At 63.3% G+C, this 13,575-nt stretch carries 5 protein-coding genes; 4 read left to right on the top strand and 1 reads right to left on the bottom strand.

Features of this window, described 5'->3' with window-relative positions; genetic code table 11:
- Nucleotides 1–524: 524 nt before the first annotated feature.
- From HNR59_RS12530 to HNR59_RS12515, 4 genes are all read left to right on the top strand, one after another.
- A complete protein-coding gene (locus HNR59_RS12530) occupies nucleotides 525–1,790 on the top strand; it encodes an N-acetylmuramoyl-L-alanine amidase (protein WP_425488647.1) in 1,266 nt (421 codons plus the stop codon).
- A gap of 199 nt (nucleotides 1,791–1,989) precedes the next feature.
- Nucleotides 1,990–4,434, top strand: coding sequence for a penicillin-binding protein 1A (locus HNR59_RS12525; protein ID WP_183830665.1), 2,445 nt, complete (start codon nucleotides 1,990–1,992; stop codon nucleotides 4,432–4,434).
- A 133-nt stretch (nucleotides 4,435–4,567) separates the two neighbouring features.
- A protein-coding gene (gene prfB, locus HNR59_RS12520) for a peptide chain release factor 2 (RefSeq protein ID WP_183830664.1) occupies nucleotides 4,568–5,699 on the top strand; the annotation gives its coding sequence in 2 pieces (ribosomal slippage) (nucleotides 4,568–4,633 and nucleotides 4,635–5,699; 1,131 coding nt in all).
- A 138-nt stretch (nucleotides 5,700–5,837) separates the two neighbouring features.
- Complete coding sequence (locus HNR59_RS12515; RefSeq protein WP_183830663.1) at nucleotides 5,838–6,488, top strand: YiaD family glycine zipper/OmpA-like lipoprotein; 651 nt, start codon at nucleotides 5,838–5,840, stop codon at nucleotides 6,486–6,488.
- Between the two features lie 449 nt (nucleotides 6,489–6,937).
- Here HNR59_RS12515 and HNR59_RS12510 read toward each other — a convergent pair whose 3' ends face one another.
- Nucleotides 6,938–13,504, bottom strand: coding sequence for an apolipoprotein A-IV repeat region-like domain-containing protein (locus HNR59_RS12510; RefSeq protein WP_183830661.1), 6,567 nt, complete (start codon nucleotides 13,502–13,504; stop codon nucleotides 6,938–6,940).
- Between the last annotated feature and the right edge of the window lie 71 nt (nucleotides 13,505–13,575).

Here is a 13,575-nt window from a genome sequence, read left to right as displayed (position 1 = left end):
TATGTCCGCGGCCTGTCGCCGAAGCGCGATGGCAAAGCCGCCCGCTGCCATGGTGGCGCGGTGTGATGCGGAACTTTCCATTTTGGCGCTTGAGGGCATTGTGAGCCACTGGACCTTTTGAACCAAAGCCCGGGAAACCGGACCAGCTTGTTTGCTCTTGATCAGAGCCGGCCGGGCAGACCCGAGCCGTTTTCATGAACGCAGACCACTCCCCGCCACGGGTTCATGCCTGCGAAAACCTTTTTTGTGACCAGCCGCGAACCGTATCTATCCCGCGAGGACGATGCCGGCCACTTTCCATGGCGGGCAGAATCGCAGGGGGACGGTTCCGAGATTGCGGTAGTCCACCGCTGCTTTTAAGATTTGGCGAGGTGGAACGCAACCCTGTTTTCGGATGCCGGCAAACACACACTGCATCGCGCAATGTCGTGTTCGCAAAGGCTTGGTTAACCTTCTTTGGCTACGAACCGTTAATCGAATTGCGTCGTATCGGCGTTACGATCAACAACGGGCAAGCCGCCGCAATGGAAGCCACGCGACATTATATCGGGACGCATACCGAAAATCGCAAGTCGGCCGGCGCCGTCGGGCGTCTGCTTGCCGTTCTTGCTCTTATGGTTCTGCTTTGCGGATTGCAGGCGCTGATGCCTTCATCCGTGCTGGCCGGTGAGACCGTTACCGCCAGCGAATACAGGATGGCCGGCGATGCCACCAAAATGCGCATCGTGATGAATTTCGACGGCGAACCGGAGCCGCACTGGTTCCTGTTGCGTGCGCCGCACAGGCTTGTCATCGATCTTCCGTCGACGAACATGAGAATCGCGACCTCCGATCTCAAGGCTAAGGGTTTGGTGGCCGGTGTGCGCTACGGCAGCACCGGGGATGGCAAATCCCGCCTGCTCATCTCCGGCAAAGGGCCGTTCATGGTGGACCGGCTCGATGTTCTCAAAAACGAGGACGGTAAGGGTTACCGCATCGCCATCGAGATTTCGGCGGCTTCAGACCGCGAGTTTGAGGCGGCGCTGGCCGAGCAGGCGATGACCACGGCCTCGACAGTCGCCGGCGACAAGGGCGACCGCAGGTCGAACCATCCGCTCAAGCGCTTCACCGTGGTTCTTGATCCGGGGCATGGCGGCATCGACGGGGGAGCGGAGGGCGTCAGCGGTACGCAGGAAAAGGAAATCACGCTGGCGTTTGCCCGCGAACTGCAGGCGAAGCTTGCCAGTACGCACAAATACGATGTCATCCTGACACGCGACAGCGACGTTTTCCTGCGCCTGGATGACCGGGTGCGGATCGCGCGGCAGAATGAGGCCGATCTGTTCATTTCAATTCATGCCGATACGATCCGGCTCAAGGGCATCCGCGGCGCCACCGTCTATACCGTGTCCGACAAGGCTTCGGATGCCGAGGCGCAGGCGCTGGCGGAGCGCGAAAACCTGTCGGACCAGCTTGGTGGCGTCGAGGTGAAGGTTGACAGCCCGGAAGTGGCCGACATTCTGTTCGACCTGATCCGTCGCGAGACGCATTCCTTCTCGATGAGCTTTGCCAATACGCTTGTGGGAGAACTGTCCACAACGGTTGGACTGATCAACAACCCGCACCGTTTTGCCGGGTTCAGGGTTTTGCGCGCACCCGATGTGCCATCGGTTCTGGTCGAACTTGGCTATCTGTCCAATCCGGAAGACGAGGCGCAACTGATCAACCCAGAATGGCGGGACAAGGCCGCAAACAGCATCATCAATGCCATATCCGCCTTTGCTTCGGCCAAGGCCGCAGCCGGCGGGTGAGGGCCTCCGGACGGCAAAGGCAGCGTTGCAAGCGCACAACACAGTACGATATTGTGAGGGCCTTCGAGAATCGGGTTTGCCCGCTGCCGTAATTTACCCACATGAGGGCGACAATGGTTCCCGATCCTGGCACTTTTCGGGTTTTTGTGCGCGCTGATGCGTCGTACCGGAGGGCCATGAAGTCTCGAACGGAGCGGGCATGATTCGTCTATTGGGCTATTTTTTCGGCATCGGTACAGCGGTTGCCCTGCTCGTGGCAGCGGGCGTGGCTGTCTATGTCGGCAATCTTTCCAAGGATCTGCCCGACTATGAAGTGCTGGCCAGATATGAGCCGCCCGTAACGACGCGCATTCATGCTTCCGATGGTTCGCTGATGGCTGAATATGCGCATGAGCGCCGGCTGTATCTGCCGATCCAGGCCATACCGGATCGTGTGAAGGCTGCCTTCCTTTCGGCTGAAGACAAGAATTTCTACAATCATCCGGGTATCGACATTCAGGGCATCGGCCGCGCTGCGGTTCGTTATGTCTCCGGCGGTCCCATGCAGGGCGGCTCGACCATTACCCAGCAGGTCGCCAAGAACTTCCTTTTGACCAACGAGCAGACCCTTGACCGCAAGATCAAGGAAGCCGTGCTGTCGTTCCGTATCGAGGAAGCCTATTCCAAGGATCGCATCCTCGAACTCTACCTCAACGAAATCTTCTTCGGTCTCGGCGCCTATGGCATAGCGGGCGCGGCGCTCACCTATTTCGACAAGTCTGTGAACGAACTGACCACCGCAGATGCCGCTTATCTGGCGGCATTGCCCAAAGGCCCGGCCAACTATCATCCGTTCCGCCACACCGAGCGCGCCATAGAGCGCCGCAACTGGGTGATCGACCAGATGGTGGAGAACAATTACATCTCGCGGGAAGAGGCGGAAAAGGCCAAGGCCGAAGGGCTGGGCGTCAAGCCGCGGCGCGGCGGCACCTATCTGTTCGCCGGCGAATATTTCACCGAGGAAGTGCGCCGCGAGATCATTTCCCGCTATGGCCAGACGGCCCTCTACGAGGGCGGCCTTTCGGTGCGCACCACGCTCAACCCGGACATGCAGCGCATCGCGCGCAAGGCCATGCAGACCGGCCTGATCAAATACGACACGCTGCGCGGTTATCGCGGCCCGGTGACGTCGATCGACGTTTCCGGCGACTGGGGCGTGCCGCTGGGCGAGGTCAAGGGGCTGGACGATGTGCCGGAATGGACGCTCGCCGTCGTTCTGGAAAGCGGTGCTTCCGGGCTCCGCATCGGTCTGAAGCCGGCAAGGCAGGTTTCGGGTGAACTGGTCAGGGAGCGCGTCGAAGGCACCGTTTCCAAGGAAGACATGTCGTTTGCCATGCGCCATGTCGTGGACGGCAAGACGCTGAAGGCGAACTCTCCCGCCGATGTGCTGAAGCCCGGCGATGTCGTGTTCGTGGAGAAGCAGGAAGGCGGTGAAAACACCTATCGCCTGCGTCAGATGCCCGAGGTGAGCGGCGGCATGATCGCCATGGATCCGCATACCGGGCGCGTTCTGGCCATGGTCGGCGGCTTCTCCTACGCCCAGTCGGAATTCAACCGCGCCACCCAGGCGATGCGCCAGCCGGGCTCCTCGTTCAAGCCGATCGTCTATGCGGCTGCGCTGGACAATGGCTACACGCCGGCTTCGGTGATCATGGACGGTCCCATCACCATCCACAGCGGCAACACCGTATGGACGCCGAAGAACTATGATGGCCGCGCCGCCGGCCCCTCGACGCTGCGGTCCGGCATCGAGCGTTCACGCAACCTGATGACGGTTCGCCTCGCCAACGACATGGGCATGAAGCTGGTGGCCGAGTATGCCGAGCGCTTCGGCGTCTACGACAAGCTTGCACCTTATCTGCCGATGTCCCTCGGTTCGGGCGAAACGACCGTGATGCGCATGGTTTCAGCCTATGCGATCATGGCCAATGGCGGCCGCTCGATCAAACCTTCGCTCATCGACCGCATTCAGGACCGCTACGGCAAGACCGTTTTCCGGCACGACGATCGCGGCTGCGAGGGCTGCAATGCCAGCGACTGGCAGAACCAGCCGGAGCCTGAACTGATCGACAATGCGGAACAGGTTCTCGATCCGATGACCGCCTACCAGATCACCTCGATGATGGTGGGCGTGGTGCAGCGGGGCACCGCCACCTCCGTGGCCGAGCTTGGCCGCCATATCGCCGGCAAGACCGGCACGACCAACGACGAAAAGGACGCCTGGTTCATCGGCTATACGCCTAATCTAGTGGTCGGCCTCTATCTGGGCTACGACAAGCCGAGGAGCCTCGGTCGCGGCACGACCGGTGGCGGTCTGTCCGCGCCGGTGTTCAAGGACTTCATGCGCGCCGCGCTCGAAGGCACGCCGAATGTCGACTTCAAGGTGCCGGATGGCATGAACCTCGTCTCCATCGACCGCAAGACGGGCATGCAGGCGACACCCGGCCAGCCGGGCACCATCATGGAGGCCTTCAAGCCCGGCACCGGCCCGGCCGACTCCTACTGGGTCATCGGCATGGGCGAGGATGGCTCCAACGGCTACGGCGAAGCACTTTCGCCACAGGCCAATCAGGCCATCCAGTCGGGTGGCGGCGGCCTTTACTGACCCGGCTTTCGCGCTCTGGCAATTCAATGGGCAGGCCGTGCGCCTGCCCATTTCGCTTTACAGGGGCGGCCCCTCTGCCTATGTATCGCGCCCAGCAATCCGATCTACATCAATAAGGGACCAGCGCCGAACCATGCGCGCCGAAACGCAGAATATTGTCGACGAAATCAAGCAGGCCATAACCCTGCTGAGGAGGCATCTTTGACTGGGATCAGGCTCTTAAACGACTGGAGTATCTGAACGTTCTGGCGGAAGATTCCACGCTCTGGAACGATCCGCAGGAAGCCCAGAAACTGATGCGCGAGCGCCAGACGCTTGATGACGGAATCAGCGCCGTCAAAAGCCTGACGCAGTCGCTTGCCGACAATCTCGAACTCATCGGGATGGGCGAGGAGGAGGGTGACGACAGCATCGTCACCGAGGCCGAGGACGCCCTGCGCGCGATGCGCGGCGAGGTGAAGGCCCGTCAGGTCGAGACCCTGCTGTCCGGCGAGGCCGATTCCAACGACACCTATCTTGAAATCCATGCAGGTGCTGGCGGCACCGAAAGCCAGGACTGGGCCTCCATGCTGCTGCGCATGTACACGCGCTGGGCGGAGCGCCGCAGGTTCAAGGTCGAGGTGCTCGAAGTCCATGACGGCGAAGAGGCGGGGATAAAGTCCGCCACGGTGCATATCAAGGGCCAGAACGCCTATGGCTGGCTGAAGACGGAATCGGGCGTGCACCGCCTTGTGCGTATTTCGCCCTATGACAGCAATGCACGCCGCCATACCTCGTTCGCCAGTGTCTGGGTCTATCCGGTCATCGACGATTCGATCGTCATCGAGATTCCGGAATCAGAAGTGCGTATCGATACCTATCGCTCGTCGGGTTCGGGTGGCCAGCACGTCAACACCACGGATTCGGCCGTGCGCATCACCCATATCCCCACCGGCATCGCCGTTGCCTGTCAGGCGGAGCGTTCGCAGCACAAGAACCGTGCCAAGGCTTGGGAAATGCTGCGCTCGCGCCTCTATGAGGAAGAGCTGAAGAAGCGCGAGGCGGCAGCCAACGCAACCGAATCGTCCAAGAGCGATATCGGCTGGGGCCACCAGATCCGCTCCTATGTGTTGCAGCCCTATCAGCTCGTGAAGGACCTGCGCACCGGCGTGGAATCGACCAGCCCGTCGAATGTTCTCGATGGCGATCTGGACGAGTTCATGGAAGCTTCCCTGTCCCAGCGTATCGAAGGCGGGTCCGGCGAAGTGGTTGCAGATCTGGAGTGATGGCCAAATGGCCGGGGAAAGCCCCGGCCTGAGCCCAAAAGGGCTACCAAGTTCCGCTTTTCGCCGTATTTTATGCTAGAACGGGCGGCAAGGGACCAAGGGCGCTTACTGCGTCGCAGCTTATGAGGGATAATCCTGATGAAGACCAGAACAGTGATCGCCATGATGGTTGCCGGCGCTTTGACGGCGGCATGCTCGACCGACCCCTATACCGGCCAGCAGAAGATTTCCAACACGGCCGGCGGCGCGGGCATCGGTGCTCTGGCCGGCGCGGCACTTGGCACGCTTGCAGGTGGCGATGATCGCCGCAACGCCCTGATCGGCGCTGGTGTGGGTGCGCTCGCCGGCGGTCTGGTCGGCGCCAAGATGGACCAGAACGAAGCTGAGCTGCGCGCGCAGTTGCAGGGCACCGGCGTGAGCGTCACCCGTGTCGGCAACCAGATCATGCTCAACATGCCCTCCGACATCACCTTCGGTGTCGATCAGGACGCAGTGCGGGCCGACTTCTATCCGGTGCTGAATTCGGTGGCGCTGGTTCTGCGCAAGTACAACCAGACGCTGGTCGATGTGTATGGCCACACCGACTCCACCGGCAGCGATCAGCACAATTACGACCTGTCGCAGCGCCGTGCGCTTTCGGTCGCCAACTACCTCTCGGGGCAGGGCGTGGATCAGCGCAGGTTCGCCGTCAGCGGTTTCGGCAAGACCCGCCCGATCGCCAGCAACGGCACCGCCGACGGGCGCGCGAAGAACCGCCGCGTCGAGATCCAGCTTTCGCCGCTCACCTGATCGCGGCCACTGCAGACGAAAGAAAAAGGGCGGGATTTCCCGCCCTTTTTTATTGTTTCTGCGCCGGGCATTCGGCGTTTCGAAAAAGCTGAGCTTCCGCTCCGCTCCGGAATGGCGGGCCGGAGCAGCGGGCGTATCGACTACGCAGCCCGTTGCTCAGCTTATTTTCCTTGTCCTCATTTGTGCGATGCCAGACGATTTCGCCTGACTGCAAAATGCTTTCCCCACGTCTGCCTCCATTTCCTCCGCGTGGCATTTATCTGCTGCCCGCAGGTGAGCGCGTCTGCTTCGCGCAGATCTCCGATGTCCGGTCGGATAGAGGTGCACGGAAACGATCTTCACCGGGCTTGGTTCGGGAGCATGGGTGATGTGGCAAGCCATCGGCGGTTTGCCGGGCACAAAAAGAAAGGGCGGGAAAATCCCGCCCTTTCTGTGTCTGAACTATCGCCTTACCGCAGCCGGCCCGAAGCATGGGCCAGCATGGTGTAGACCTTGCCGGTATCCGAGGTGAGATAGGTCTGCGTCATGATGTTGTCGCGGTCGGTGCGGGCAACGTCCTTCAGCAGTTTCTCGAAATCCTCGCAATAGCGATCGACGGCGGCGCGGAATTCAGCTTCCGCCTGATACTTGCGGCGAATGTCGTCGAATGTCTGCTGGCCCTTGAGCGTGTAGAGGCGGCGCGTGAACACGTCGCGTTCGCCACGGCGATAGCGGTTCCACAGCTCGATCGATGCCTCATGGTCGATGGCGCGTGCGATGTCGACCGACAGCGAGTTGAGCGACTCGACGACATGAAGCGGCGAACGCTCGGCCGGCTTTGCCGTGCGCGGCGCATCTGATGCCGCCGGCTTGGCGCCATCCTCACGCGAGGCGCCGCTCAGCAGATCGCGGACCCAGCCGCCCTGCTGTTGCGAGCGGTTTTCCGGTTCGCGCTGGCGCACGGCCGGTTCCGCCCGCGGCCGGGTATCCAGCCCGCCGCGCAGTGCGGTGTCGCCCAGAGGATTGGCGGCCGCCGGCGCCGGTGCTGCCGGCTGAACCGCGGTTTGCGCCTGGCGCGGCTGTTCGGCCGGGCGAGGGGCCGGCGCCGGTGCGGCAGGGCGCAGATTGGCCTCGGAAGCATCCGGGCCACGGCCGGACCTGGCGACGATCGCGGACAGTTCCTTCAGCGCGTTGATCTGCTCGGAAACGGCGCGGCGGATGGCCGTCGTCGATTCCTTGGCCTCGGCCGGCATTTCCACGACGCCGCGCTTGAGTTCGGCGCGGGTCAGGTCCAGCTCGCCCTTGATGGCGGCAGCTGTGCGGCGCATGTCCTCGGTTGCGTCGGCGAAACGCTTGGTGGCGGTCTCGACCACGTCGCCGATGGACGAACGGATCTTGTCCGCCGATTCCAGCGTCCGGCTTTCTGCCGTCTGCAGGGTGCGGCCGACAAGCGACTCGAAGGACTTCATCACCTTTTCGAGGTCTTCCGATTTCTTCACCAGCCCGACGGCGAGGTCGTCCAGCGAGGACTGGCGCTCCAGCGTGTGCTCCAGATTGCTCTGGGCGGAGCTCAGCAGCTCCGACGCACTGGAGAGGAGACGGCTGTGCTCGTCGAATTTGGTGGCGATGGAAGCCACCTCGCGCAGCGTGTTGGACGACAGCTCGGTGAGGCGCGATGCGTTGGAATCCACCAGCCGGGCCGAGCTTGCAAAGGTCTGCGCGGCTTTTTCCGTGGTCGCGGCGAAGCTTTGCGTACTGCCGGCCAGCCGCTCGTCGATCTCGCCAAGATTGGCTGCGGCATTCTCGATGAGCTGGCCGAGCCCCTGGCTCGACGCGCCGAGGCGGCCGATCAGGTCGTTGATGCTCTCGGCGAGGGTAGCCCGGGCGTTTTCCACGGCCGAGAGGGTTTCCGCCGTGCGGTTGGCGAGCGCACCGGCGAGGCGGGCATTTTCATGCCGCAGCTTTTCGGTGGCGCGCTCGGTCGCTTCTTCCATGCTCTTCTGGAGCTCGGAACCGCCTTCGGCGAAACGCTCGACCAGAGGACGCGCGGTCTCGTCGAGGATGCGGGTCATTTCGGCCGAACGGGCGGCCAGCATCTCGTTGAGTTCGCGGGTGTTGGTGCCGATCGTCTTCGCAGCTTCGTTGGTGCTCTGGCCGATATGCTGGCCAACGGCAGTGAAGGTCTCTGCGATGGCATCGGCGCGGGCAACCAACTGGCTTTCGGCGCGGGCAACCTGCTCGCCAAGCTTCTCGCCCATGGTTTCGGCCGAGCGGGCGAGGCGGTTCTCGACGCTGGCGACTTCCTCGCCAATGCGGCTGGCAACCGTGGCTGCACCGGCGGCAAGGCGCTCGTCGGCTCCGGCAAGTGCTGCCTCGATGGAGCGCGCCTGATCGGACAGCGCCCTGCTGGTCTCGGCAGCGCGGGCGGCCACCTGACGTTCCGTGTCGGCGAAGGCGCCGACAATGCTGTCCGCATGCTGGCCGATCGTCGAGGCGGTGTCGGCGATGCGCGACACCATGCGGTTGTCGGCTTCGTCGAACACGCGGGCAATCTCGCCTGCACGTTCGCCGAGAACTTCGGACCCTTCGGCAATACGCTGGGTGAGCTTCTGGTCGACGGCTTCGAAGACGCGGCCCACTTCCGCTGCACGACCAACGAGGGCCTGCGAGCCTTCGGCGATGCGCTGCGTGAGTTTCTGGTCGGCCGCGTCGAACACGCCTCCGATCTCGGCGGCACGACCGGCGAGGGTCTCAGAACTTTCGGCGATGCGCTGGGTAATCTTCTGGTCGACTTCCTCGAAGACGCGACCAACTTCCGCAGCGCGGCCGACGAGGGTTTGCGAGCCTTCGTCAATGCGCTGCGACAGCCTCTGGTCGGCCGCGTCGAACACGCTTCCGATCTCGGCGGCACGGCCGGCAAGGGCCTGTGAGCCTTCGGCGATACGCCGGGTCAGCGTATCATCGGCAGCGTCGAAGATGCGGCCCATTTCGGCGGCGCGGCCGCCAAGGGCTTCCGAGCCCTCCGCGATGCGGGCCATGAGCTGCTGGTCGGCGGCATCGAAGATGCGGCCGAGATCTGCCGCGCGTGCAGCAAGCGCCTCGGCGGATTCGCCGATGCGGGCGCCAAGACGGTTATCCGCATCCTCGAAGTTGCGCAGGATGTCGCCTGCGCGCGCCGCCAGCGACTGCGCCGTTTCCATGGCGCGCTGGGCAAGGCGCTGATCCGCGACCTCGAAGCTCTCGACGATGTTGCCTGCCCGGGCCGCCAGCGTGTCGGCGGTTTCCTCGGCGCGTGCGACGAGCATCGAAGAGGTGTCTTCCGCCCTGGCGGCAAGCCTGTTTTCCGCTTCCTCGAAGGTGCGGGAAATGTCGTGAGCGCGGGCCAGCAGCGCGGCGGAGGTCTGCTCGGCGCGCTCCACGATCTTGCGGTCGGCATCGCTGAGGGCAAGTCCGGCCTGCTCGTTGAGCGCTGCCGTGACTTCCAGCACCTTGTCACGCAGGGCACTGGCGACAGACACCGCGCTCTGTTCAAGCGTGCCGCGGATATTGTCCACACCGATCGACAGGGCGCGCTCCATGGTGCTGGTGCGCTCCTCGATCACGCCGGTCTGGCGCTCGAACGCATTTTCGATGCGCTCGATGTCGCCGGTGATCGAATCGGAAATCCGCGTGCTGGTCGAGGCGATACGTTCGATGTGATCGGTGACGGCAACGTCGATCTCCTGACGGGCCTCCGCAAGCTTGCCGACCTGTCCGGCAACAGCTTCCTCGATCTGGCCGCGGCTGTTGAAGATCTTCTCCAGATCGGCTTCGAGGGCACGCTGCAGGATGGTCCGGCCTTCGGCCAGCTTCTCGACCTGACCGGCAACAAGCCCGTCGATGCCGGCGCGGCTTTCAGCCAGCTTCGCCAGATCGTCTTCAAGCACGCGGGAGAGGGCGCCACGGTCCTGCGCGAGGCGCTCGGCATGCTGATCGATGAGCGCGTTGACGCGGGCGAGGTCCTCGTCCAGCGCCTGAGACAGCCTGGCGCGATCGTTTGCGAGCTTTTCGGCCTGCGCGGCGATCGCCTGCTGAACGGTGCCAAGATCGCCTTGCAGGGCGCGCGTCAGAATATCGCGGCCTTCGGCCAGCTTCTCGACCTGGCCGGTGACCAGCCCGTCGATGCCGGCGCGGCTATCGGCCAGTTTTGCAAGATCCGCTTCAAGGGCGCGCTTGAGGATGTCGCGGCCCTCTGCCAGCTTCTCCACCTGAGCGGCCACGAGACCGTCGATGCTGGAGCGGCTTTCGGCGAGTTTTGCGAGGTCGTCTTCGAGCGCCTTTGCAAGTGCGGCGCGCTCCTGAACCAGACGGTCGGCATGGGCGCCGACGAGGCTGTTGACGTTGCGAAGATCATCTTCCAGCGACTGCGAGAAGCGCTCGCGCTCGCCGGTGATCTGCTGTGACTGTTCGGCAATCACGCCGCGGATGGTGTCGAGGTCGCGCTCCAGTGCGGAGGTGAGAACGTCACGGCCTTCGGTCAGCTTCGCGACCTGACCGCTGACGAGACCGTCAATATCTGCACGGCTCTCCGCCAGTCTGGCAAGATCGGCCTCAAGAGCCTGCGACAGCACGCTGCGGTCGCTGGCGATCTTGTCGGCATGTTCGGAAATGAGACCGTTGATGTTGGCGAGATCCGCTTCGAGGGCGCGGCGCAGAATGTCACGGCCTTCCGCCAGCTTCTCGACCTGACCGGCGACGAGGCCATCGAGCCCGGAGCGGCTTTCTTCCAGCTTCGCAAGGTCGGATTCCAGAACCTGCGAAAGGAGGTTGCGGTCGCCTGCAAGCTTCTCCGAATGGTCGGCGATCATGCGGTTGAGGTTGGCGAGATCGGCCTCCATGGCGCGGCGCAGGACGTCGCGGCCTTCCGCCAGCTTCTCCACCTGACCGGCAACCAGCCCGTCGATGCTGGAGCGGCTGTCCGCCAGCTTGGTGAGGTCGGCTTCCAGAGCGCGGGTGAGAATGTTGCGCCCCTCGGCCAGCTTGCTGACATGGCTGGAGACCATTTCATCAATGTCTGCACGCACCTGCACCAGCTTCTGGGAGTCTTCGTGCAGCGAATCCGCCAGCCGCTTGCGGCCAACATCGAGGGCTTCCAGATGGGAGCCCAGCGAGGCATCGATGGCAGAGCGGGATTCGTTGACCTTGCGCAGGTCTTCTTCCAGCGCGCGCGAGATGAGGTTGCGGCCTTCGGCCAGCTTTTCGATCTGGCCGGAGACGACGCTGTCGATTTCGGCGCGACCCTCGGCGAATTTGGCCAGATCCTCATGCAGCGCAGCAGCCATGCGCTCGCGGCTTTCCGCCATTTCCACGCTGTGCTGGCGCACGGCGTCGTCGATGCCGGCACGCGCTTCGGCCAGACGCTCGATATCGGCGTCGAAGGCGCTGGAAACGGTGTCGCGCGCGGATTCGAGGCGTCCCGCGAAATCGCCGGCGCGGGCTTCGAGCATGGTGGAGGTGGAGGAGATGAGATCCGCCATATCGGCGCCGATGCGGTCGCGGCCTTCCTCGATGAGGGTTGTCAGCGAATCCCTGCCGGACGTGAAGGCCTGTGCGATGTCGCGGGTGCGGTCGGCAAGCGTCTCGTTGATCTGGCGCGCGCGTGCTTCGAGCGCGGCGTTCAGCTTCTGGGTGCCAGTGTCCAGCGCCTCGGCACGGGTTTCGAACTCGCTGATCAGCGCCTGACCGCGCTCGGCCAGCGTGCGCTCGATGCCCGAAAGGCTGGCCTCGAACTCGGAGGTGAGGTTGCGCGCGGCGCCGCCCAGCAGTGAAACCATGCCGGAGGTGCGATCGTCGAGCAGCTCGGTAAGGGAGCGCGTCAGGCCGTCGGCGCTGTCGGTGAGCTTGGCGATCCGCGTATCGAGAAGGCTCGCGAAAGCCTCGCCGGAGGTGGAGAGGCGGTCGGTGATGGAATCGAGACGGCTCTCGACCGATTCGAAAATCGACGAAGAGCTTTCGTTGATCCGGTCGATCAGGGCGTCGCCCGAATTGGTGATGGTCATCGACAGCTGCGTCGATGCGCCCATTATGCTTTCGCGAATGGCGTCACCGGCCGTGTTGATCTCTTCGCGCAGCGTTTCATGCGCGCCGGCGATGGAAGCGCGGACGCGCTCCGCGTGGCCAACGACGGCCTCGCGTTCGCTGCCCAGCCCATCCACCAGCGAGCGGATGCGTGCCTCGTTCTCGGAATAGGAGCGTTCGATCTGGTTGACTTCGCTGTGAACCAGCGTTTCCAGCTCGACGGCGCGGGCCAGCGTGCGCTCGATGCCTTCGCCCATGGCCGCGACTTCGCGGCGTACGGCCTGGCCGAGCGTCATGACACGGTCCTGAGCCATGGTTTCCGGCTCGGCCAGACGGAAGGCCATCTCGGTCATGGACTGTGCGGCAAGGCGCATTTCCTGAGCGCGACGCACCATTGCGGCGAAAGCCCAGAACATGATGATCGGCAAAATGGTGGCAACCACCAGACCCATCAGTTGCGGACGGGCAATGAATTGGTCGAAGCTGCGGACCTGCCACACGTCGGGGCCAAGCGTAAGATTGGCGATCGCGGCAGCGCCTGCAATCCATGCCAGAGACAGGAAGGCAACCACCCAGTAGATGGTATTGGGCGTGCGGCGGTTCAGGCTGTGCAGGAGAGACTTGTAGTCTTTCTGGCGATCATCGTTTGCGGGAGCAAAGCCTGCCGGCTGTGCAGGCTGCGGGTCTACAGGGCGAAGATCAGCCGTTTCAGGCTGTGGCTGAATGGCCGGAGATGGCTGCGAAACAGGAGCCTGGACCTTTGGTGGCGCCTGCACCTGCTGCGTCTGCGCTGACTGGCTGGCGCGCGCCAGCTCGTCCGCAGCTTCCGCAATCTGCGCTTCGAGGTCTTCCATCGAGGCTGCAATGTCGAGGTCGCCGAGATCGCCCACATCAAGATTCAGATCAAGATCGAGGGCTTTTTCGAGCTCCTGGGCAACTTCCTTGTCGATGGACTTTGCCGTCGTGGTTTTCTTCGCCATGCCTTCGCTACCCTGTACTAGCTGCGTGGAGCGTCTTGTTCTGGTCTTTTACGCCCTGCCGAGAGGCCACA

It is taken from the genome of Aquamicrobium lusatiense, assembly GCF_014201615.1.
In the GTDB taxonomy this organism is placed as follows: domain Bacteria; phylum Pseudomonadota; class Alphaproteobacteria; order Rhizobiales; family Rhizobiaceae; genus Mesorhizobium; species Mesorhizobium lusatiense.
This window is presented reverse-complemented; position numbering and strand designations above follow the sequence as displayed.